Source organism: Shumkonia mesophila, from assembly GCF_026163695.1.
Taxonomy (GTDB): Bacteria; Pseudomonadota; Alphaproteobacteria; order Rhodospirillales; family Shumkoniaceae; genus Shumkonia; species Shumkonia mesophila.
Map to the genome: position 1 here is coordinate 61,383 of NZ_JAOTID010000010.1, position 21,463 is coordinate 82,845.

The following is a 21,463-nucleotide window of genomic DNA, read 5'->3' on the forward strand; positions in this document are numbered from 1 at the left end:
GGGGAATGACCGGCTGGGCGATGTCGTTTGGAAAAGGCCGATCGGGCTATTTCTGCTGGAGATCCAGCTTCACCTCGAAGACACCGTCGTTGGGGATGCGCTTGCGGCCGAAGCCCTTCGAGGCCGAGAGCTGGAGCATCTTGCGATTGTCCTCCAGCACCTGGCCGATCATCCACTTGGTGCCCCGCTCGCGACAGTACTTGATCATCTTGTCGAGGAGTTTGGAGCCCAACCCCATGTCCTGAAGGTCGGAGCGCACGACGATGGCGAATTCGGCCCGCTCGTTGTTCGGGTCGGTGACCGTGCGGACCACGGCAAGCGTTTCGCGTCCCGGCCCGTCCTTCTTGGGAGTGCTGGCGATGAACGCCATCTCACGGTCATAGTTGAGCTGGGTGAGCCGGGCCATTTCCGAATGGGGAAGCTGGCGGACGGTACCGAAGAAGCGGAAGCGGATGTCCTCGGGCGTCAGTTTCGAAACGAAGTCATAGTGCTCCGGTTCGTCCTCGGGCCGAATGGGACGCAGGATGGTCTTGCGCCCATCGTTGAGGGGGAATTCCTCTTCGAGGTTCTTCGGATAGGGACGGATGGCCAGGCGCTTGCCTTCCTCGGCGGGAACGGGACGGACCCGGATTCTGGCGTCGACCGCCAGCACGCCCTTCTCGTCGGCGAACAGCGGGTTGATGTCGAGCTCGGCGATCTCGGGAAAATCGATGATCAGCTGCGAAATCTGCAGCAGGACCATCTTGACCGCATCGAGATCGGCCGCCGGCCGGTCGCGATAACCCTTCAGCAGCTTGTAGATGCGGGTCCGCGAGATCAGCTCGTCGGCCAGCGCCATGTTGAGCGGCGGCAGGGCGACGGCGCGATCCCCGATCACCTCGACGGCGGTGCCGCCGTGGCCGAACAGGATGGTCGGCCCGAAGATGTTGTCGGTGGTGGTGCCGACGATCAGCTCGTGAGCCCGCGGCCGGACCGCCATCTGCTGGACGGTGAACCCTTCCAGCTTGGCCTTGGGGAAGGCCTTGCCGATCTTTTCCAGCATCGTCCTGGCTTCGCTCAGCACGACATCGGCGGTGTCGAGGAACAGGCGCACGCCGCCGGCGTCGGACTTGTGCGTGATGTCGGGCGACATGATCTTGAGGGCGACCGGGAAGCCGATCTCGGCGGCCTTCTTCGCCGCCTCTTCCGGCGTCTTCACGATTTCCGTGCGCACCGTGGGGATGCCATAGGCGGCGATGGCGGCCTTCGCCTCGGCCTCGCTCATCATTTCCCGCTTCTCGGCCATGACCTTCTTAATGAGGTTGCGGACGAATTCGGTATCGGGCGTGAAGTCGGTTGGCGCCGACGGTGGAGTTTGCGTCAGCAGGTCCTGGTTGCGGCGGTAACGGACCATATGCATGAAGGCCTGGACGGCCCCCTCGGGGGTCTCGTAGGTCGCGATGCCGGCGTCCCGGAACATGCGGCGCGCCTCGGCGACAACCTGGCCGCCGATCCAACTGCTCAGGATGTTCGACTGGTTTTTCTTGGCGGTGTCGACGATGGCTTGCGCCGCCTCGGTGCTCGATGCGGTGGCGGTCGGGCAGTGCATGGCCAGGATGGCGTCGACTTCGGGCGCCTTGCACAGGATGTCAAGCGTGGCCGAATAGCGCTCGCCGGGGGCGTCGCCGATGATGTCGACCGGGTTGGACTTGGACCAGGTGTCGGGCAGCACGGCGTTGAGTTTCGCCAACGTTTCGGCCGACAGTTCGGCAAGGGTGCCGCCGCCTTTGATGAGGGCGTCGACGGCAAGCACACCGGCGCCGCCGCCGTTGGTCATGATGACCAGGCGTTCGCCCTTGAGCGGGCGGGAACGGGCCAGAGTTTCGCTGGCCGCGAACAACTCGTCGATGGAATACACCCGCAGCATGCCGGCGCGGCTGATGGCGGCGTCATAAACGTCATCGGCGCCCGCGAGGGCGCCGGTGTGCGAGGCAGCCGCTTTGGCGCCCTCGGCAACCCGGCCCGATTTGATGACCAGAATGGGTTTGTTGCGGGCCGCGGCGCGCGCCGCCGACATGAAGTTGCGCCGTTCCTTGATGGATTCGATGTAGAGCAGGATGGCACGGGTGTGCGGGTCGCTTCCCAGGAAATCGATGATGTCGCCGAAATCGATGTCGACGGTGTCACCCACCGATATGAAGTGCGAGAAGCCGATGTCGTGGGTGCGCGCCCAATCGAGAACGGCGGTGCAGAGCGCCCCCGATTGCGACACGAAGGCGATGCGCCCGGGCAGGGCGGGAAGATGCGAGAAGCTGGCGTTGAGGCCGATCCCCGGCACCAGCAGGCCCAGGCAGTTGGGGCCCAGAATGCGCAGGCCGTGGCAGCGGGCGTTGGCGACCATCACCTCCTGCAGGATGCGGCCATCCTTGTTCTTTTCTTGCGCTAGCCCGGCGGTCAGCACGATGGCGGCCTGGGTGCCGATCTTGCCGAGGTCGTCGATGACGCCGGGAACGGTCTGCGGAGGGGTGCAGATGACGGCCAGTTCCGGCGCCATCGGCAGGTCCTTGACGCCGGGGTAGGTGAGGACGCCGCTGACGGATTGGCGACGGGGATTGACCGGCATGATCGGCCCGTCAAACCCGCCGAGCAGGAGATTGCGCATGACCAGGGCGCCGACGGCTCCGGGGCGATTGGACGCACCGATGACGGCGACGGAACTGGGATTGAACAGTTTGTCGAGGTTTCTTGTGGACATGGATGGCCTTCGTTTTTATTGCCAGGGCCCAAGCGCGACCGTTGCGGTCGCACCTTTCGCGGGATCCGTAGATCAGGGAATCAAGCCGGGCTTCATCCTGCCTGCACTACACAGGATTGCCCATTTTCAAATCCCGCCAAGGGGGCGTTTCATTGCGGCGTTTTCATACAACGTCACTCCGCGCGACGCAATCCATAGTTTCCGCATTCTGGTATGGTCTCACCATGTGGAACTGTCCGGGGCTCTCTCTTTGATTGGACGTCATGCCCCCTGCGCCCCGCCGATCAACCGGACGGGAGGGCGGTGGATGTTCGCCGCCTTCGATGCGCCATCCGCGCGGGCGCGCCGCGTGGATTGAATTTCACTTTCGCATTGAAGCTATCGATAGCCGGACCCCGGGCGCCTGTGATTTTTCGTCGCGCGGTCGATGCCGGCGGGAAAGGCGTACCCATATCCATGGAACGGGGGCGATGTGTCTCCGATGAACCATGGAGACGGGGAGAGCCATCATGGTTCGGGTTCGCCCGGCAAGGCCCGATGACGCGGCGGCGGTCGCGCGCATCTATGTGGAGACCTGGCGTTCGGTTTATGCCGGCGTGGTGCCCGACCGGGTGCTGACGCAGATGTCCCACGTGCGCCAGTCGCTGGCGTGGCGGCGCGAGATCGGGATGCGGGGCGGCAGGCGGATTCTGGTGGCGGATCTGCGCGACGCCGGCGTCGTCGGCTTCGTCGGTGTTGGTCCCAACCGCTATGGACCAGCTCCGTTCGACGGCGAGATTCACACCCTCTACGTCGCCGACGATTTCCAGGGGCACGGCATCGGCCGCGCCCTCCTCGAAGCCGGGCTCGCCATCCTCAGGGAAAAGGGATTTTCCGCGGCCGTTGTATGGGTTCTTTCGGCCAACCCGGCCCGCTATTTTTACGAAGCCATGGGCGGGCGCCGGGTGGCCGAGCGCAACGAACCCCTGTGGGGGACGGTCCTTAAGGAAACGGCCTATGGCTGGCCGGACCTCGTCCGTCGGCTGGAGAACGGAGTCGACAACGCCCGCGATCCCTGAAGCCTACATGCCGGCCAAAAGCCCGCCTTCCACATAGATCAGCTGGCCGTTGACGTAGCTCGATGCGGCCGAGGCGAGAAAGACGGCGGTACCCACCAGCTCCTCCGGATCGCCCCAGCGGCCAGCCGGAACGCGCCCGCAAAGCCAGGCGTCGAAATCGACGTCCTTCCACAGTCGCTCGGTCATTTCGGTCTTGAAGTAGCCGGGGCCGATGCCGTTGGTCTGGATGTTGTGCCTGGCCCATTCCACCGCCATCGACTTGGTCAGCAGCGCCAGCCCGCCTTTGGCCGCCGTATAGGCGGCAATGGTGGGGCGGGTCACGGTGCTCTGCAGCGAGCAGATGTTGATGATCTTGCCGGCCTTGCGCGCGATCATGCCCTTGACGGCGGCCCGCGACACCACGAACGGCGCCGTCAGGTCGATGTCCAGCACGGCCCGCCACTCGGCGTCGGGAAATTCCTCCAGTGGGTGGCGGCGCTGGATGCCGGCATTGTTGACCAGAATGTCGATCTGCCCGAACCGGCTTTCGATGTCGGCGACGCCGGCGTTGACAGCGTCGGTTTTGGTGACGTCGAAGGCGGCGCCGTGGGCCTTGAGATCCTGGCCGCGCAGCTTGCCTACGCCGGCGTCCAGCGCCGCCGGATCGACGTCGTTGAGGATGACGGTCGCGCCCGCCCTGGCCAGGCCGCCGGCCAGAATGAAACCGATGCCCCGTCCGGAGCCGGTGATGAGGGCGACCTTTCCCTGGAGATCGAACAGGTCCTTGGACATTCGATGTTTCCTTCCTGGGCGGCTGCGCCGCCGCGTATCGGTCAAATCAGGCGGTTGTCGGCATCGAACCGCATGGGGGCGGGGGCGCCGAGGACCTTCAGGTCGTCGCGCCCCGCGATGTCGGCCAGCACGGCCTTGGACACCTGGATGCGGGTCAACTCCGTCGTGTTCTTGATGCGGACCACCCGGATGGTTTCAGTGGTCACGTTGTTGCAGGTGATGACGGCGACCGTGATGGCCTCGCGGTCGTCGCGCATGACGATGGGAAGCTTGGCCGGTTCCAGTACGGTCGCGGTGATCAGATTGGTGTAGGTTTTGACGAAGTCGATCTTCTCGGCGCAGCGCCTGGTCGTAAGGTCCGCCAGCCCCAGGCCGCAGGCGTTGCCGTGGGTGGCGTCGGTGAGGTCGCGCACAACGATGCGATGGATCGGCGCCACCCCGAAATCGACGCCGGGCGATCCGCACCGGCCGGTGACGTTGGGGTCCATGCCCGAGCCGCTGACGTCCTTGCCCAGTTCGTCGACCACCAGCACGTCGATGCGGGGAACCAGGATGCGCGCGAAGTTCTGCTTGGCGACGACCTGAAGGGCCTTGTCGCGCTCGTCGAAATCGGCGGCCGGCACGCCTTCGACCTTAAAGACCTGGTGGTAGGCGTTCTCGACCACGGCGACGCCGAACAGGATCGGCATTTTCTCCAGCACGACGCGGCCGACCCGCGGGATCATGTGGTGGAAATTCGGGAACCCGCGGGAATGGATTTCCACGGCGCCACGGTGCTTGCCGAGCCCGATCGCCAGCATCTTGTAAAGGCCACTTTCCCATTCGCCGCGAAAATCGGTGTGCGGCTTGACGCGGCAACAGAGGACGACGCCGTCGGACTGGCTGGCGATCTTGTCGAAGAAGATCGGCATGCCGTCCTCCAGGCTGCCGATCTGAACGACGTCCATGGACGCCCGGATGGGGGCACCCATGGCCTTTTCGGTGATGCCGAGGTCGGCCAGCACGCCGATCTGTCCCTCGGCGTTGGCGCCGCCATGGCTGGCCATGGCCGGTACGATGAAGGGTTCGGCCCCGAAGGCCTTCAACTGCTCGATGGTGGTGCGCACCACGCGGTCGATGGCGGCGATCCCCCGGCTGCCGGCGGCAACCGCGATCCGCTTGCCGGCAAGGGGGGCGCCGGCCAGCTTGCGCATCTCGGCGCGCACGGCTCCTTCGACATCGGCCACATGATCGCGCACGAAGCGCTGCTCGATGTCGACCATGTCCGGAAAGGGGTTGGTCGTCCTGACCTGGAGCGGGACGTCGATTTCGTCGAATTTCATCGCTTTTCCCTATCGTCTCGGGTTGGCCCGAGCCCCTATTTGAACTTGTCGACCATGGCCTGGACACCGGGGAACAGGCCCATCAGGTGGCGGTATTCCTGCTTGAAGTTCTGGACCAGGGAGCGCTGTTCGAGGCCAACCAGGATGGTGAAGATATATTCCTGATGGCCCGGCGACGTCACCGTCGGATGGTATCCGCTGCTGAAAGCGAAGGTATCGCCGGTGCGGGTCATGTGGACGGTGCGTTCGCCGGCCCGATCGGTGAACCAATACTGCGCGCCGAAGCCGTTGGCCGGGCGGAAGCGGTAATGATAGATTTCCTCGTGCGCCGTTTCGCCTTCGCCCTCAGTGTCGTGCTTGTGGGGCGGGTATCCCGACCAGTTGCCGTCGTCGCACAACAGTTCGCTGACCAGAAGGTTGCCGGCCCGGCCAGCGCCGTTTTGCCCGAGAACGTGAAAGATCCGACGGTGGCAGTGGGTTTCGGGCGAGCCGACGTCGACCATGTCGATTTCCTCGGGGGGCACCCGGAAGGGGGCGAACTTGGTGTCGCAGGTGCCGCCGGCCACCGCCACTTCGGTGTCATCGGCGTTGGCGCGAAAGACGATGTCGGCGCCACTGCCGCCGTACACGGAATCGGCCCGTCCCGACCAGATGTCCGGCCTTTGCCCGACCGCCGGAAAGGTCGTGCCATCGACCGAAATGTCGACGTTCCCGGAAAGCACCACGGACATAGTCTCGTAGCCGGGCAGGGACAGCCGGAACGATTGTCCCTTGGCCAGCTTCAGCAGGTTGAAATAGGCATGGGGCACGGGCGCGCTGCCGCCGGCCAGGATCGGCTGGTTCTTGTTGTCGTAGGCCCGGATCAATTCCTGCGTCATCGGATTCTTCCTCATGTTTGTCGAATTATCTATACGTGTTCCTTCGCGGTCGAACCACCGACGTCGGCGTCAGATCCATTTCATGACGTGCTCGCCGGCCAGGCAAAGCTCGCCCTTCTGGTTGGCGATCTCGCATTTTCCGGTCGAGCGCATCCGCTCCGAATCGAGGGCGACGATGGTGTAGGTCGCGGTCAGGGTGTCGCCGACGAAGACCGGCTTGATGAAGCGGATGCGGTCGTATCCCAGCGATACCGGCCGCAGGCGGCCTCCCCGCTCGACAACCCGCCGCGACAGCGCGGATTCGGCGGCCGACAGCAGTCCCAGCACGAAAATGCCGTGGGCGATGCGACGGCCGAAAGGGGTTTTGCGGGCGTATTCCTCGTCCACATGGATGGGATCGAAGTCGCCGCTGATGGCCGAGAAAAGGGCGATGTCGGCGTCGGTGACGGTCTTGGAGAACGCCGTCCGTTCGCCGATCTCGACCTGCATTTCACTCACGGCATCGCTTCCTTTCTTCCTGGTCTTTCCGGCGAAAAGCCGGATTGGCTGTGGGGCATGGCGCCGCGTCGCCACTCCTTTGTGCCTCCTTCAAAGAGGCTCCGTCAATCGCTCCGCCGGCAATATCGTGGGCCGCCCCCGTTGAAAAGCGCCCACACAAAGCTTTGATTTATCGGCGGTTGCCGGGGCACAATGGGGCCCGGGGTGCCATCGGCCCGAACGCTCGGCGAATCCGGCCGGGCACGGTATCGTCCGTGCGGCTGGCGAAGAAAGGCGGAACGTGCGCTACGAATCGATCGAGTCCGGACTGTATCAAGCCCGCGAGTGGGCGCGCGACGTCCTCGAGAAGATGGCGGCTCCTCTGGCCCGCCTGCTGGCCCGTCTCAAGGTCACCCCGAACCAGGTATCGACGGCCGGGTTTGCGCTGAATGTCGTGGCGGCGATGTGCATCGCCACCAACGATCTGGCCCTGGCCGGGGTCATCTACATCGTCGCCGGCGGCCTCGACCTGATGGACGGCACGCTGGCCCGCGTGACCGGACGGGCCACCAAGTTCGGCGCCTTTTTCGATTCGACGGTGGACCGCATTTCCGAGGGCGTGGTGTTCGCCGCGATCACCTATCGGTTCGCCATCGACGGCGAAAGCGTTCTGGCCGCGGTGGTGGTGCTGGCCCTGCTGGGCTCGCTCCTGGTCAGCTATGTGCGCGCCCGGGCCGAGGGGCTGGGGGGAAAATGCAAGGTCGGCCTGCTGACCCGGGCGGAAAGGGTCATTCTGCTGACGCTCGGCCTGCTGTTCGGCCTGTTGGCGCACACCATTGTCTTACTGGCGGTGCTGACGGCGGTGACCGTGGCCCAGCGGATCTACTATGTGGCCAAGCAGTTCGACCCCTTGCCGAAACGCGATGAAGCGGCGTCCGAACCCTCCTGATCGGCGTTAACGCCGGCTTGCGGCCGCCTGGACGACGCCCCCGACTACGTTACGGCGGCGGCGCTGTTACCATCGGGAAACAATAATCCCTGTTTTTGCCATCAACGCGATACAGAGGAATGGCATCATTCTTCGCCATACCCGCGGCCGGGACCTTTCCCAATGCACCCGGCCACCCTTCAATTTCTGGCGGTATCGAGCGAATGATGATGATTCCGGCGATTGCCAAGGTGTGCTCGCTTCTGCGACGTCACTCTCCTGTATCCGATTGGCTCCTGGCCCTGGCCTGGAGCGGCCTCGTGGCGACCTCCCTGGCGGGTGCCGTCCGATGGCATGACGGAGCCGAGAACGCGGCGGCATTTCTGGTCATGGCGGGCCTCCTGCACGGCCTCCTTTGGGGCGCGGGCATCGGCGCGGCCGTCTGGGCGCGACGGCGACCGAACCGCTGCGCTATCCAGAGCGACGGAACGGATTTTTCCGTTCTTTCCCTGTCCGGCCACGACGCCCTGACGAACCTGCCCAACCGGGCCCTGTTGCTCGACCGGCTGACCCAGAGTCTTGTCCGGTCGTATCGCAGCGCCCGGCGGACGGCGGTCCTTTCGATTGCTCTCGACGGCTTTCAGGCGATCAGGGAATCGCTGGGGCACGAAGCCGGGGACAGGGTGTTGAAAGAGGTGGCCAGCCGGCTCGCCACGGTCGTTCGCCAGATCGATACGGTGGCGCAAATCGGCAACGGAGAGTTCGTCGTCATCCTGGGCGACGTGCCTGGCCCGCGCGCTGCCGCGCGGGTGGCCAACGAAATTGTCGAGGCGGTCGGCCTTCCCATCGTGCTGGACGAAGAGGAGGTCACCGTCGAGGCCAACATGGGCATCGCTTTCTTCCCCGACGATGCCGAAACGCCTGATGCGTTGCTGATGGCCGCCGCCGTGGCGATGCACGAGGTCGAGAAGTTGGGCGTGAACGGTTTCAGCTTTGCCGGCGTCGGGGCCGGGGCGCCCATCCCCGCCTATGCCGAGAATCAAAGAAGGGCCAGCCTTCACGGCTGACCCTCCTTCGCTATTGGCTCCGGCGGTAGGACTCGAACCTACGACCGAGCGGTTAACAGCCGCTTGCTCTACCAGCTGAGCTACGCCGGATCAAAAACGGCTTCCCTATAACGCGTCGACGCCGGTTTCGCCAGTCCGAATCCGCACCGCCTGCGACAAATCCAGGACGAAGATTTTCCCATCCCCAATCTGGCCCGTCGCGGCGGTTTCGCGGATGGCGTCGACAACCCGTTCGGCCACGCCGTCGCCGACCACGATTTCGACCTTCATCTTGGGCATGAAGCTGACCTGATACGCTGCGCCCCGGTAAATCTCGGTCTGACCCTTCTGGCGGCCGAACCCCTTGACCTCGGTGATGGTCATCCCATGCACGCCGATGGCGGTGAGGGTGTCGCGGACGGCATCCAGCTTGTAGGGCTTCAGGATGGCGATGATCATTTTCAAGAAGGATCTCCTCTTCGAGGCAACGCGCCAGGATCAAATCTCGTAGCTGCGTTCGCCGTGCGTGCTGATGTCCAGGCCCTCGAATTCCTCTTCGTCGCTGACCCGCAGGCCGACCATGCTGGGTTTGCCGAATTTGATCCATTCCGTCGCCATCCACGCCAGCGAGGCGGCGGCCGCGGATATCTGGGTCACCGTCATCGCCACCGCGGCGTAGACGAGGACCAGCCGCAGCCCGCTGAACATGGGGACGGCCGGAAAGCGGATGCGCTCGACATAGGCGCCGACGATCAGGTCGGGGTCGCTTACGAATGCCGGCGGCGGCAATGAAAAACCCCCGCGACCGGGTCGGGTCGCGGGGGTTTTTCAGAATTGGCTCCGGCGGTAGGACTCGAACCTACGACCGAGCGGTTAACAGCCGCTTGCTCTACCAGCTGAGCTACGCCGGATCAAAAATGGAGGCGCGGGCCGGAATCGAACCGACGTACAAGGCTTTGCAGGCCTCTGCATAGCCACTCTGCCACCGCGCCTTCCGCACGCACAACAACCCAGGAACGCCACGACGTCATCCGCCGGGCATTCCGGGGGAGGGGACCTTAGACTCTGCGCGGACGGCGGTCAAGCGCCTGGCATTGTGTTGCGCGCCAATGGGCATTATATAGCCGTCGAGCCAGCGCTGCCGCAGGATGAGGGGGTTTCGTGATGGACTTTTCGGTCGCTCGCCAGAGCATGGTGAAGTCCCAGATCCGGCCGAATCAGGTCAACGATCCGGAGGTTCTCGCCGCGATGGCCGATTTGCCCCGCGAGGCCTTCCTTCCCAAGGCGCTGCAGGGCGTCGCCTATGTGGACGAAGACCTGCCGCTCGGCAACGGCCGCTACGTGATGGAGCCCTGCGTCCTGGCCCGTCTGTTGCAGGCCGCCACCGTGCAGGCGACCGATGTGGCCCTGGTCATTGGGTGCACGACCGGATACTCGGCGGCCGTGCTGTCGCGCCTTGCCAGTGCCGTGGTCGCTGTCGAATCGGATGCCAAACTGGTGCAGATGGCCACCAATACCCTAGCCGAGCTGAAGATCGACACGGTGGCCATGATGCAGGGCGAGCTCACGGAAGGCTGCCCGAAGCAAGCGCCCTTCGACGTCATCCTTCTCGACGGAGCGGTTTGCGAAATTCCCGACACTTTCCTCGAACAATTGGCCGACGGCGGGCGCCTGGTGGCGGCCGTCAGGAAGAATCAGGCGATCGGCCGGGCGGTGCTGGTCGTGCGCAAGGGGGACGTCTTCGCCCGCCGCGAACTGCTCGACGCCACCGTTCCCTGGCTGCCGGGATTCGAGCCTGTGCCGGGGTTTGTGTTCTAGCCATGGATTCCGAGCAGTCCTTCGATCTCGATGTCGCCGCCTTCGCGCGCCTGCGCGACGCCGGCGAGGATCATGCGGTGCTCGATGTCCGCGAACCGTGGGAGGTCGCCATCTGCGCCTTCGACGGCAGCCTGAACATTCCCATGCGCGACCTGCCGGCCCGGTTGTCCGAACTGCCGCAGGATCGTCCCCTCGTCGTCGTCTGCCACCATGGGATGCGCAGCTATCAGGTGGCGGCCTGGCTGCGCCGGAACGGCTTCGGCAACGCCGTCAACCTGGCTGGCGGCATCGACGCCTGGGCACGGACTGCCGACCCCGCCATGCCCTCCTATTGATCCGTCGTTAGGTTTTTGATTCCTTTGCCTTCCAGTCATGACGCCGTTAGACTGCTTACGCGCGGAAATTAAGGAAATCGTACTGTAATGAAAATCTGGTCGTCCATTCTTGTCAGCCTGGCGATTGCCTTTGGCTTTCATGTCGCGGGAGCTTCCGCGCAGACGTTGGAAGAGGCGCTCGCCGCCGCTTATGATAACAATCCATCGTTGGCCGCCGCGCGGGCCGCGCTTCGCGCCACCGACGAGCAGGTACCGCAGGCTCTGTCGGGCTGGCGGCCGACGGTATCGGTCAACGGCTCCTATGGCACGTCGGCCATCCGCAGCCCGTCCAGCAGCGGCACCGACAAGGGGCAGCACCGCGACCCGCGTTCCATGGACATCACCATCGAACAGCCCCTCTACCAGGGCGGGCGCACCGGTGCGGCGACGCAGCGGGCCGAGAGCACGGTCGAGGCGGCGCGGGCCAGGTTGGGCTCGACCGAACAGGCGGTGATGCTCGATGCGATCACCGCTTATATGAATGTGGTTCGCGATCAGGCCGTGCTCGAACTGCGGGTGAACAACGAACAGGTTCTGCGCCGCCAGCTTCAGGCGACCGAGGACCGCTTTCAGGTGGGCGAGGTGACCCGTACCGACGTCTACCAGGCGGAGGCCCGGGTGGCGGGCGCCACCGCCGATCGCATCCAGGCGGAAGGCGATCTTGAGGTTTCCCGCGCGCAATATCGCAACATCGTCGGCGAAGCGCCCGGAAGGCTTCAGGCGCCGCCCGTTCCCGCCGACGTTCCGGCCGACGTCAACGCCGCGGTCAACCAAGCCCTGGCCAACAACCCCGATGTGGTGGCTGCCGGATTCGACGAACGGGCCTCGACCGCCGGGGTCAGCGAAGTGCGCGGCGAGCTTTTGCCGTCCGTCACGCTGTCCGGCACGGCCGAGAAGGATTACGATTCCATAGGCGAGAATACGCGGGTGACGACCTATGAGGCGAGGGTGTCGGTCAGCGTTCCGCTCTATCAGGCCGGCGCGGTCTATTCGCGGCTGCGCAGCGCCCGCCAGACGGTGGAGCAGAATCGCCAGAACCTGGAGGCCGAGCGGCGGACCGCGATCGAGGCGGTGACGCGCGAATGGGAAACCCTGACGACCGCGCGCGCGGCCATCGAGGCCTTCCGTTCGCAGGTGACCGCCAATGAGATCGCGCTGGACGGCGTGCGTCGGGAGGCGGCGGTCGGCTCGCGCACGGTCCTCGACGTCCTGGATGCAGAACAGGAACTTCTGGATTCCAGGGTCAACCTGGTCGGGGCCCAGCGCAATCAGATCGTCGCCATCTACGGGGTGAAGTCGGCCAGCGGACTTTTGTCGGCCCGCGCGCTCGACCTTCCCGTCGAGTACTACGATCCCGAGGACCACTATCGGGAGGTGCGTGACAAGTGGGTCGGCGGAACCAGTAGCGGCGATGCCCACTCCAAGTGAGGCTTGGTTTTCGGCGCCCCCCTGCAACCGGAAGAATGAAACATGAGTGAACAAGGCGGACAGGCGGGAAAAGGCCAGCAGGAACCGTCGATGGAGGACATCCTAGCCTCCATCCGGCGCATCCTGTCCGAAGACGAAGAGGCCGCCGCTGCCGCCCAGGCTCCGCCGCCGCCGCCTCCGAAACCAAAGCCCAAGCCGGAGCCCGAACCCGAGCCGGAACCGGTGTACGTGCCCCGGCCGGTCGCCAAGCCGGCACCCGAACCGGAGCCCGAGCCCGAGCCCGAACCCGAGCCGGAAATCGAGCCGGAGCCGGTCTTCCTGCCGGAGATGGAAGCCGAACCCGAGCCGGAGCCCGTTTTTGAACCGGAACCGGAACCCGAGCCGGAACCCGACATGAGCGAATTCCGGATGGAATCCGACGATGTTCTGGAACTGACCGAGTCGATGATGGTGACGAAGGGGGAATTCGACGAAACCATCATCTCCCGGCCGACGGCGCGGGCCTCCACCGATGTGCTTTCCGACCTCGCGCGGGCCATCCTGGATCGGCGCGAGTTGGCCATCGGCGATCGCGGTATCACGCTCGAGGCGATGGTGCGAGGAATGCTGCGGCCGTTGCTCAAGGAATGGCTCGATCGCAATCTTCCCTACCTGATCGAGCGCCTCGTCAAAAAGGAAATCGATCGGATGGTAAACCGGGCCGAGAAGCTCGAGGACTGAGCTTCCCGCCGGCCCGCTACCGCCGATCCCGGGATTCCCGGCGGCCCAAGCGGGGCCGGGCCAGCCCAATTCTGTTTTCGCGACCTAGAAAGAGGATCGGTCAACGATGCTCGACAAGACCTATCGGCCGGACGAGGTCGAACAAGAAATCTATTCCCTGTGGGAAGGCTCCGGCGCTTTTTCGTGCCGGCCGGACTCGGATGCCGATCCCTTCACCATCGTCATCCCGCCGCCGAACGTCACCGGCAGCCTGCACATGGGACACGCGCTCAACTTCACCCTTCAGGACATCCTGATCCGTTACAACCGCATGCGCGGCCGCGACGCCCTGTGGCAGCCTGGCACCGACCACGCGGGGATCGCCACCCAGATGGTGGTCGAGCGCCAGCTCGCCGCCAAGGGCAAGACGCGCCACGATCTGGGGCGCGACAAATTCATCGAGCGGGTGTGGGAATGGAAGGCCGAATCCGGCGGCACCATCACCCACCAGATGCGCCGCCTCGGCACCTCGGTCGATTGGGCCCGCGAGCGCTTCACCATGGACGAGGGATTGTCGGCCGCCGTCCGCAAGGTGTTTGTCGCCCTCTACAAGCAGGGGCTGATCTACAAGGACAAGCGCCTGGTCAACTGGGACCCGATCCTGCATACCGCCATTTCGGACCTCGAGGTGGAGCAGCGCGAAATCCACGGCAAGATGTGGTACTTCCGCTACCCGCTGGCCGATGCGCCGGGGCGCTTTATCGTGGTCGGCACCACGCGGCCCGAGACCATGCTGGGCGACACCGCCGTCGCCGTCCATCCCGACGACGACCGCTACCGGGCCCTGGTCGGCACGAAATGCATTCTTCCCATCGTCGAGCGGCCGATGCCGATCATCGCCGACGAATACGCCAACCCCGAGAAGGGGACCGGCGCCGTGAAGATCACGCCGGCCCACGACTTCAACGACTTCGAAGTCGGCCACCGGCACAACCTCGAAATGATCAACGTGCTCGATCATAACGCGAGGCTGAACGGCAACGCACCGGAACGCTTCCGCGGGCTGACCGCGCTCGAAGCCCGCGAACTCATTGTCAACGAGATGGCGACACTCGGTTTTCTGGAGAAGATCGAGGACAACCTGATGATGATGCCCTACGGCGACCGCTCGGGCGCCGTCATCGAGCCGTGGCTGACCGATCAGTGGTTCGTCGACGCCAAGACGCTGGCCCAGCCGGCGATCGAGGCGGTCAAGGACGGCCGCACCCGTTTCGTGCCCAAGCACTGGGAAAACACCTACTTCGAGTGGATGAACAACATCCAGCCGTGGTGTATCTCGCGCCAGATCTGGTGGGGCCATCAGGTTCCGGCGTGGTACGGGCCGGACGGCGCGGTCTTCGTCGAAGCCACCGAAGAGGAGGCCCAGGCCGCGGCTGAGAAGCACTACGGCAAGAGGGTCGAGCTCAGGCGTGACGCGGATGTGCTGGATACCTGGTTCTCCTCCGCGCTGTGGCCGTTTTCGACCCTGGGCTGGCCCGCCGACACGCCGGAGGTCAAGCGCTACTACCCGACCGACGTGCTGGTCACCGGCTTCGATATCATCTTCTTCTGGGTCGCCCGCATGATGATGGCCGGCCTGCACTTCATGGGCGAGGTGCCTTTCCATACCGTCTACATCCATGCCCTGGTCCGCGACGAGAAGGGCCAGAAGATGTCCAAGTCCAAGGGCAACGTCATCGACCCGCTGGTCCTGATGAAGCAGTACGGAACCGACGCCTTGCGCTTCACCCTGACGGCGCTGGCCGTCCAGGGCCGCGACTTGCGGATGTCGGAAGGCCGGGTCGAGGGCTACCGGAACTTTGCGACCAAGCTGTGGAACGCCGCCCGTTTCTGCGAGATGAACGGCTGCCAGCCGGTCGCCGGCTTCGATCCCAAGACATGCCGGCAGACGGTCAATCGCTGGATCGTCGGCAAGCTGGCCGCTACCGCCGCCGAGGTCGAGACGGCCATCGAGGCGTTCCGGTTCAACGATGCCGCCTCGGTTCTCTATCATTTCACGTGGGGGACTTTCTGCGACTGGTACCTGGAGTTCACCAAGCCCATCCTCCAGGGCGAAAACGAAGACGCCGACGCCCGCGCCGAGACGCGCGCCACCACCGCCTGGGTGCTGGACCGGCTGCTGCACCTGCTGCACCCGATCATGCCCTACATCACCGAAGAACTGTGGCGGCGGCTGGGCGAGAATCGTCCGTCGATGCTGATCGCCTCGGCGTGGCCGGCCTTCGAGGCCGGTCTGGTCGATGCCGACGCGGCTGCCGAGATGGACTGGGTGGTGCGCCTGGTTTCGCAGATCCGCGCCGTGCGCTCCGAGATGCGCGTGCCGCCGGGCGCCGAGGTTCCCGTCTATCTGGCGGGCGTCGCGCCGGCCACCCGCCAACGCATGGCGGTTCATCACGACCTGATCGTCCACTTGGCCCGCCTGGCCACGCTCGACGTGGTCGAAATGGGTTCCGATGCCGCCCGCACGGTCGCCAAGGGCGCCATCCAGCTTGTCGTTGACGAGGCCACGGCCTTCGTCAACGTTGCCAGCCTCATCGACGTCGCCCAGGAGAAGGCCCGCCTGCAGAAGGAAATCTCCCGCCTCGACGGAGAAATCGCCAAGTTCGAGAAGAAGCTCGCGAACGACGGTTTCCTCAGCAAGGCGCCGCCCGAGGTGGTGGAGGAACAGAAAGAGAAGCGCGCCGAGGCGGTGCTGGCCCGCGATAAGCTGGGGTCGGCCTACCAGAGGCTGGCGGCGCTGTAGGCGGCGCGCTTCGGGCGGCGTCCGTGCCGGCCGACGGGATCGCTTTTCAAAAGCGGCACGGGACACCGGTTCCGTGCCGCTTTTTTGCCGGCTTTACGCTTTGACCATTGAAGGGTGCGGAAAGACGCCATAATTTAGATTCGTTCTAATATGCTCGAAAGGGTCATGTTATGCTGAGCCCCAAACTCCTCAAGCTTTTGAACGCGCAGATCAATCTCGAGTTCTTCTCGTCCAACATCTACCTGCAGATGGGGGCCTGGGCCGAAAACGAAGGGCTGGTGGGATGCTCGGCGTTTCTGACCAAACACGCGGGTGAGGAGATGGGGCACATGCGGCGCATCTGGAACTACGTGCTCGAGTCCGGCTACATGCCCGTGTTGGGCGCCATCAAGGAAGCGCCCAGCAAGATCAAGGACGTCAAGGCGCTGTTCGAGGAGGTCTACACGCACGAGCAGCAGGTGACTGCCAAGATCAATGCCTTGGCCCAGGCCGCCTTCGAAGAGAAGGACATGATCACCTTCAACTTCATGCAATGGTTCGTCGCCGAGCAGCACGAAGAAGAAGCGCTGGCCCGCAACATTCTCGATCGCATCAAGATCATCGGCCTGGACGGCAAGGGGCTCTATTTCATCGACCAGGAGGCGGCGAAGTTCGCAGCCCAGGGTGCGGCCGACGGCGCCGCGGCGTCCGCCACCTGAACGGCATATCCTATCCGGCGAAGGAAATCGCGGCGCGCTCGGCGATGAGCGCGCCGATTTCTTTTTCGCCGTATCCCAGTTCGCGCAGAACCTCGACGGTGTGTTCGCCGTGGGCCGGGGCCGGCCGCGAACAGCGCAGCGGTGACGCCGGCAGCGATACCGGCTCGCGCACGAAGCGGTGGCGCCCGGCGTAGACAGATTCCGTTTCCTGCACGAGGCCGCTGGCCGCCACCACGGGATCGGCCAGGGCCTCGGCCAGCGAGCGCACCGGCGCCGCCCAGATCCCGGCCTCCTCGGCCAGCGCGAGCGCCGTCGCCAGCGGGTGCGTCTTAAAGGCGTCGGCGAGGATTTGGGCAATCTCGTCGCGGTGGGCCTTCATGCCGCGCTCGGTCAGGAAGGCGGCCGTCCGTTCGCCAACCCCCAGCCGGTTTGCCAGTTCGGCCACCCGGGCGGGCGCGGCCAGGCTCATGACGAAGGCACCGTCGGCGGCTTCGTAGGTGCCATAGGGCGCGGCGTGGTCGACGTGGGCGATCCCAGCGGGGCTCCGCGGTCCTTGTGGGCCGACGTTCATGATGTAGGACGCCTCCTGGGCCATCAGGTGGAGCGTGGAGGACATCATGTCGGCGTGCACCTTCTGGCCTTCGCCGGTGGCGTCGCGATGGCGCAGCGCGCACAGGATGGCGATGACGTTCATGTGCGCGGTGTAGGCGTCCGGCACATAGGTGCCGGCCGGCGCCGGCGGTGTGCCGCCGCGCCCGGTCATGGCGGCCAGCCCGCTCAGGGCCTGGATCAGCAGGTCCTGGCCGCGGGCGTCCCGCTTGGGACCATCGGGATCGTAGCCCGAGATCGAGCAGTAGATGACGGCGGGATTGAAAAGACGCACCGCGTCATAGCCGAACCCCAGGCGGGCCAGGGCGCCGGGCTTGAAATTCTCGACCACGATATCGGCCTTGGCGATGAGCCGGCGGGCGATCTCGCGGCCGCCATCGCTCTTGAGGTCGAGCGCGATGCCCCGCTGGTTGCGGTTGAGCGTGACAAAATAGGGGCTGGCCTCGCCGAACGGGCTGTCGATGTCGCGCACCAGGGTGCGGTTGAGATCGCCTCCCGGCGATTCGATCTTGACGACGTCGGCGCCGAGCGCGCCCAGGAACTGGGCGGTCAGGGGTCCGGCCGCGAAATGCGTGAAGGCGGCCACCCTGATTCCCGCGAGAACCCCATCCATTTTGCTGCTTTCCATCCGCTGACATCGTGCCCAGATATGCAGCCTAGCATTCCCGCGGCGGCGGGCGAAGCCTCGACCGGCCGGGCCTTTCGGAACCAGGCGAGGTATGCGCCGCGGTCGGAGCAGACCGCGAAACCCATCCCTTTGAATATGTCCTCCATGGCGGTATGCTCGCCGCCAAACGTGCAAAGCCAACGAGGGAAGAAGAATGCCCGAATATCGCTCGAGGACGACCACGCATGGACGTACCATGGCGGGAGCGCGCGGTCTTTGGCGTGCCACCGGCATGAAGGAAGAAGATTTCGGCAAACCGATCATCGCCGTTGCCAATTCGTTTACCCAGTTCGTGCCCGGTCACGTCCACCTGAAGGATCTGGGCCAACTCGTCGCCCGCGAGATCGAGAAGGCCGGCGGGGTCGCCAAGGAATTCAACACCATCGCCGTCGACGACGGCATCGCCATGGGCCATGGCGGCATGCTCTACAGCCTGCCGTCGCGCGAGATCATCGCCGATTCCGTCGAGTACATGGTCAATGCCCATACCGCCGACGCCCTGGTGTGCATTTCGAACTGCGACAAGATCACGCCCGGCATGCTGATGGCCGCCATGCGCCTCAACATTCCGGCGGTGTTCGTTTCGGGCGGGCCGATGGAGGCCGGCAAGCTGGTCGTTGACGGCAAGGAGCGCAAGGTCGATCTCATCGACGCCATGCAGGAAGGCGCCGATCCCAACAGCAGCGACGAAAAGGCTCACGCCTACGAGGCGGCGGCGTGTCCGACCTGCGGCTCGTGCTCGGGCATGTTCACCGCCAATTCCATGAACTGTCTGGCCGAGGCGCTGGGACTGGCACTGCCCGGCAACGGCACCGTCGTCGCCACCCACGCCGACCGCCGCGAGTTGTTCGTGCGGGCCGGCCATCTGATCGTCGAGTTGGCCAAGCGCTATTACGAGCAGGACGACGCCTCGGTGCTGCCGCGTAGCATCGCCAGCCATACCAGCTTCGAGAACGCCATGACGCTCGATATCGCCATGGGCGGCTCGACCAACACGGTCCTGCACATCCTGGCGATCGCCCAGGAGGGTGGCATCGACTTCACGCTCAAGGACATCGACCGGCTGTCGCGCCGGACGCCGAACCTTTGCAAGGTGTCGCCGAGTTCGCTCTACCATGTCGAGGACGTCCACCGGGCGGGCGGCATCATGGCGATTTTGGCCGAGCTGTCGCGCGCCAAGCTTTTGCAGGGCGAGGTGCCGACGGTCCACTCCAAGACCCTTTCCGAGGCCCTGGCCAATTGGGACGTCATGCGCAACAAGGACAAGCGGGTCAGCGAGTTCTATCGGGCGGCGCCCGGCGGCGTCCGAACCACGCTGCCGTTTAGCCAATCGAATCGCTACGGCGATCTGGATCTCGACCGCCAGGCCGGCTGCATCCGCGACGTCGCACACCCCTACAGCGCCGACGGCGGGCTGGCGGTGCTCTATGGCAACATCGCCGAGAACGGCGCCATTGTGAAGACGGCGGGTGTGGATGCCAGTATCCTCAAGTTCTCGGGCCCGGCCCGCGTCTGCGAAAGCCAGGAGGAGGCCGTGGCCGCCATTCTGGGCGGCAAGATCAAGGCCGGCGACGTGGTGATCGTCCGCTATGAGGGACCAAAGGGCGGACCGGGTATGCAGGAAATGCTGTACCCGACGACCTACCTGAAATCCATGGGACTGGGGAAGGCCTGCGCGCTCATCACCGATGGGCGCTTCTCGGGCGGCACGTCGGGCCTGTCGATCTGCCACGTTTCGCCCGAGGCGGCGGCCGGCGGCGCCATCGGCCTGATCGAGGAGGGCGACACCGTTGTCATCGACATCCCCAACCGGACGCTCAACGTGGCGGTCAGCGAGGCGGACCTGGCCAAGCGCCGCGCCGCCGTCGAGAAGAAGGGCGCCAAGGCGTGGCAGCCAGCCAAGCGCGAGCGCGTGGTGTCGCAGGCTTTGCAGGCCTACGCCGCGCTGACCACCAGCGCCGACCGGGGCGCGGTGCGCGACGTCAGTCAGGTGCAGCGGCGCTAATCCACCGCCGGCTTCGGCCACTTGGGAAGAAAAAAGCGCGGGCCCCGCACGGGGTCCGCGCCTTTCGTTTGGCTACCCTGGCGCCGTCAGAGGGCGTCGGCGATGGCCTTGCCCAGGTCCGCGGTCTTCGCCTTGCCGCCCATGTCGGGGGTCATGGCGATCTTCTCGCGGAGCACCGTCTCGATGGCCTTCATGACGGCGGCTGCGGCGTCGTGGTGGCCGAAGTGGTCCAGCATCATCGAGCCCGACCAGATCTGGCCGATCGGGTTGGCGATGTGTTTGCCCGCGATGTCCGGGGCCGAGCCATGCACCGGCTCGAACATCGAGGGGAACTCGCGTTCCGGGTTGATGTTGGCGGACGGCGCGATGGCGATGGTTCCGGTGGTGCCGGGGCCGAGATCTGACAGGATGTCGCCGAACAGGTTGCTGCCGACCACGACATCGAACCAATGGGGGTTGCGCACGAACTGCGCGGTCAGGATGTCGATGTGGAACTGGTCGACCTTGATCTCGGGATATTTCTTGGCCATCTCGCGGACCCGCTCGTCCCAGAACGGCATGGTGATCGAGATGCCGTTCGACTTGGTGGCGCTGGTCAGGTGCTTGCGCGGCCGCTTCTGGGCTAGTTCGAAGGCGTAGCGCAGGATACGGTCGACGCCCTTGCGGGTGAACACAGTCTCCTGGATGGCGATCTCGTCGTCGGTGCCGACGTACATCCGGCCGCCGGCGTTGGAGTATTCGCCCTCGTTGTTCTCGCGCACGACGTAATAGTCGATGTCGCCAGGCTTGCGGCCGGCCAGCGGGCAGGGGACGCCCTCGAACAGGCGGACCGGGCGCAGGTTGACGTACTGGCGGAAATCGCGGCGGATGGGGATCAGAAGGCCCCACAGCGACACGTGGTCGGGAACGCCGGGAAAGCCGACCGCGCCCAGGTAGACGGCGTCGTGGTTCCGAATGCGATCCAGCCCGTCCTCCGGCATCATGCGGCCGGTCTTGGCGTAGGTTTCGCAGCTCCAGTCGAAATGGTCCCACTTGAACTGGATGCCGAACTTGGCGGCCACCGCGTCCATCACGCGGATGCCTTCGGGCATCACTTCCTTGCCGATTCCGTCACCGGGAATCACCGCAATCTTGTACGTCTTCACCTT

Annotated in this window: 19 protein-coding genes and 3 tRNA genes; 10 read left to right on the plus strand and 12 right to left on the minus strand. The window is 65.0% G+C overall.

Annotated features, from left to right (window positions below; translation table 11 throughout):
- Positions 1-46 precede the first annotated feature (46 nt).
- The gene (locus ODR01_RS16235) at positions 47-2,734 is read right to left on the minus strand and encodes a bifunctional acetate--CoA ligase family protein/GNAT family N-acetyltransferase (protein WP_316978737.1); all 2,688 of its coding nucleotides are present in this window, start codon (positions 2,732-2,734) and stop codon (positions 47-49) included.
- A gap of 509 nt (positions 2,735-3,243) precedes the next feature.
- Between ODR01_RS16235 and ODR01_RS16240 the strand changes: the two genes are divergently transcribed.
- On the plus strand, positions 3,244-3,792 hold the full coding sequence (locus ODR01_RS16240; protein WP_316978738.1) for a GNAT family N-acetyltransferase: 549 nt from the start codon (positions 3,244-3,246) through the stop codon (positions 3,790-3,792).
- A gap of 3 nt (positions 3,793-3,795) precedes the next feature.
- On the opposite strand, the gene ODR01_RS16245 is transcribed toward ODR01_RS16240, so the two are convergent.
- From ODR01_RS16245 to ODR01_RS16260, 4 genes are all read right to left on the minus strand, one after another.
- Positions 3,796-4,563 (minus strand): SDR family oxidoreductase, encoded by a 768-nt coding sequence (locus ODR01_RS16245; protein WP_316978739.1) that lies wholly within the window; start codon positions 4,561-4,563, stop codon positions 3,796-3,798.
- A 41-nt stretch (positions 4,564-4,604) separates the two neighbouring features.
- The gene (locus ODR01_RS16250; RefSeq protein WP_316978740.1) at positions 4,605-5,885 is read right to left on the minus strand and encodes a hypothetical protein; all 1,281 of its coding nucleotides are present in this window, start codon (positions 5,883-5,885) and stop codon (positions 4,605-4,607) included.
- Between the two features lie 35 nt (positions 5,886-5,920).
- Positions 5,921-6,763, minus strand: coding sequence for a 5-deoxy-glucuronate isomerase (locus ODR01_RS16255; RefSeq protein WP_316978741.1), 843 nt, complete (start codon positions 6,761-6,763; stop codon positions 5,921-5,923).
- A gap of 69 nt (positions 6,764-6,832) precedes the next feature.
- Positions 6,833-7,252, minus strand: a complete 420-nt coding sequence (locus ODR01_RS16260; RefSeq protein ID WP_316978856.1) for a MaoC family dehydratase — start codon at positions 7,250-7,252, stop codon at positions 6,833-6,835.
- A gap of 289 nt (positions 7,253-7,541) precedes the next feature.
- Between ODR01_RS16260 and ODR01_RS16265 the strand changes: the two genes are divergently transcribed.
- Together ODR01_RS16265 and ODR01_RS16270 are read left to right on the plus strand one after the other, a co-directional pair.
- On the plus strand, positions 7,542-8,189 hold the full coding sequence (locus tag ODR01_RS16265) for a CDP-alcohol phosphatidyltransferase family protein (RefSeq protein WP_316978742.1): 648 nt from the start codon (positions 7,542-7,544) through the stop codon (positions 8,187-8,189).
- A 203-nt stretch (positions 8,190-8,392) separates the two neighbouring features.
- A complete protein-coding gene (locus ODR01_RS16270) occupies positions 8,393-9,235 on the plus strand; it encodes a GGDEF domain-containing protein (RefSeq protein WP_316978743.1) in 843 nt (280 codons plus the stop codon).
- Between the two features lie 14 nt (positions 9,236-9,249).
- On the opposite strand, the gene ODR01_RS16275 is transcribed toward ODR01_RS16270, so the two are convergent.
- From ODR01_RS16275 to ODR01_RS16295, 5 genes are all read right to left on the minus strand, one after another.
- Positions 9,250-9,325 (minus strand) — tRNA-Asn (locus ODR01_RS16275).
- A gap of 15 nt (positions 9,326-9,340) precedes the next feature.
- Entirely contained in the window at positions 9,341-9,679 is a 339-nt protein-coding gene (locus tag ODR01_RS16280) for a P-II family nitrogen regulator (RefSeq protein WP_316978744.1), read from the minus strand.
- Positions 9,680-9,712: 33 nt separating this feature from the next.
- Entirely contained in the window at positions 9,713-10,003 is a 291-nt protein-coding gene (locus ODR01_RS16285) for a hypothetical protein (protein ID WP_316978745.1), read from the minus strand.
- 46 nt (positions 10,004-10,049) lie between these two features.
- Positions 10,050-10,125: transfer RNA gene (locus ODR01_RS16290), tRNA-Asn, on the minus strand.
- A gap of 7 nt (positions 10,126-10,132) precedes the next feature.
- A tRNA-Cys gene (locus ODR01_RS16295) sits at positions 10,133-10,206 on the minus strand.
- Positions 10,207-10,378: 172 nt separating this feature from the next.
- Here ODR01_RS16295 and ODR01_RS16300 point away from each other — a divergent pair.
- The 6 genes from ODR01_RS16300 (at position 10,379) to ODR01_RS16325 (ending at position 17,034) form a co-directional block, all read left to right on the plus strand.
- Positions 10,379-11,032, plus strand: coding sequence for a protein-L-isoaspartate O-methyltransferase family protein (locus tag ODR01_RS16300; RefSeq protein WP_316978746.1), 654 nt, complete (start codon positions 10,379-10,381; stop codon positions 11,030-11,032).
- A gap of 2 nt (positions 11,033-11,034) precedes the next feature.
- Positions 11,035-11,367 carry a rhodanese-like domain-containing protein gene (locus tag ODR01_RS16305; RefSeq protein WP_316978747.1) on the plus strand — a complete coding sequence of 111 codons (333 nt, stop codon included), beginning with the start codon at positions 11,035-11,037 and terminating at the stop codon, positions 11,365-11,367.
- An 87-nt stretch (positions 11,368-11,454) separates the two neighbouring features.
- Entirely contained in the window at positions 11,455-12,834 is a 1,380-nt protein-coding gene (locus ODR01_RS16310; protein WP_316978748.1) for a TolC family outer membrane protein, read from the plus strand.
- Positions 12,835-12,876: 42 nt separating this feature from the next.
- Entirely contained in the window at positions 12,877-13,554 is a 678-nt protein-coding gene (locus ODR01_RS16315; protein WP_316978749.1) for a DUF2497 domain-containing protein, read from the plus strand.
- Positions 13,555-13,660: 106 nt separating this feature from the next.
- Entirely contained in the window at positions 13,661-16,336 is a 2,676-nt protein-coding gene (locus ODR01_RS16320; protein WP_316978750.1) for a valine--tRNA ligase, read from the plus strand.
- Between the two features lie 170 nt (positions 16,337-16,506).
- Positions 16,507-17,034, plus strand: a complete 528-nt coding sequence (locus ODR01_RS16325) for a ferritin (protein ID WP_316978751.1) — start codon at positions 16,507-16,509, stop codon at positions 17,032-17,034.
- Between the two features lie 10 nt (positions 17,035-17,044).
- Here ODR01_RS16325 and ODR01_RS16330 read toward each other — a convergent pair whose 3' ends face one another.
- A complete protein-coding gene (locus ODR01_RS16330; RefSeq protein ID WP_316978752.1) occupies positions 17,045-18,256 on the minus strand; it encodes a CaiB/BaiF CoA transferase family protein in 1,212 nt (403 codons plus the stop codon).
- A 208-nt stretch (positions 18,257-18,464) separates the two neighbouring features.
- Here ODR01_RS16330 and ilvD point away from each other — a divergent pair, with 208 nt between their 5' ends.
- Complete coding sequence (gene ilvD / locus ODR01_RS16335; protein ID WP_316978753.1) at positions 18,465-20,315, plus strand: dihydroxy-acid dehydratase; 1,851 nt, start codon at positions 18,465-18,467, stop codon at positions 20,313-20,315.
- An 86-nt stretch (positions 20,316-20,401) separates the two neighbouring features.
- Here the strand turns inward: ilvD and ODR01_RS16340 are convergent, their stop codons facing one another.
- The gene (locus ODR01_RS16340) at positions 20,402-21,460 is read right to left on the minus strand and encodes a tartrate dehydrogenase (protein ID WP_316978754.1); all 1,059 of its coding nucleotides are present in this window, start codon (positions 21,458-21,460) and stop codon (positions 20,402-20,404) included.
- Between the last annotated feature and the right edge of the window lie 3 nt (positions 21,461-21,463).

Excerpts from the sequence above, each read along its gene's own strand:
- ODR01_RS16235 (WP_316978737.1), bottom strand. The coding sequence starts at position 2,734 with ATGTCCACAAGAAACCTCGACAAACTGTTCAATCCCAGTTCCGTCGCC.
- ODR01_RS16240 (WP_316978738.1), top strand. The coding sequence starts at position 3,244 with ATGGTTCGGGTTCGCCCGGCAAGGCCCGATGACGCGGCGGCGGTCGCG.
- ODR01_RS16245 (WP_316978739.1), bottom strand. The coding sequence starts at position 4,563 with ATGTCCAAGGACCTGTTCGATCTCCAGGGAAAGGTCGCCCTCATCACC.
- ODR01_RS16250 (WP_316978740.1), bottom strand. The coding sequence starts at position 5,885 with ATGAAATTCGACGAAATCGACGTCCCGCTCCAGGTCAGGACGACCAAC.
- ODR01_RS16255 (WP_316978741.1), bottom strand. The coding sequence starts at position 6,763 with ATGACGCAGGAATTGATCCGGGCCTACGACAACAAGAACCAGCCGATC.
- ODR01_RS16260 (WP_316978856.1), bottom strand. The coding sequence starts at position 7,252 with ATGCAGGTCGAGATCGGCGAACGGACGGCGTTCTCCAAGACCGTCACC.
- ODR01_RS16270 (WP_316978743.1), top strand. The coding sequence starts at position 8,393 with ATGATGATGATTCCGGCGATTGCCAAGGTGTGCTCGCTTCTGCGACGT.
- ODR01_RS16300 (WP_316978746.1), top strand. The coding sequence starts at position 10,379 with ATGGACTTTTCGGTCGCTCGCCAGAGCATGGTGAAGTCCCAGATCCGG.
- ODR01_RS16305 (WP_316978747.1), top strand. The coding sequence starts at position 11,035 with ATGGATTCCGAGCAGTCCTTCGATCTCGATGTCGCCGCCTTCGCGCGC.
- ODR01_RS16310 (WP_316978748.1), top strand. The coding sequence starts at position 11,455 with ATGAAAATCTGGTCGTCCATTCTTGTCAGCCTGGCGATTGCCTTTGGC.
- ODR01_RS16315 (WP_316978749.1), top strand. The coding sequence starts at position 12,877 with ATGAGTGAACAAGGCGGACAGGCGGGAAAAGGCCAGCAGGAACCGTCG.
- ODR01_RS16320 (WP_316978750.1), top strand. The coding sequence starts at position 13,661 with ATGCTCGACAAGACCTATCGGCCGGACGAGGTCGAACAAGAAATCTAT.
- ODR01_RS16325 (WP_316978751.1), top strand. The coding sequence starts at position 16,507 with ATGCTGAGCCCCAAACTCCTCAAGCTTTTGAACGCGCAGATCAATCTC.
- ODR01_RS16330 (WP_316978752.1), bottom strand. The coding sequence starts at position 18,256 with ATGGATGGGGTTCTCGCGGGAATCAGGGTGGCCGCCTTCACGCATTTC.
- ilvD (WP_316978753.1), top strand. The coding sequence starts at position 18,465 with ATGCCCGAATATCGCTCGAGGACGACCACGCATGGACGTACCATGGCG.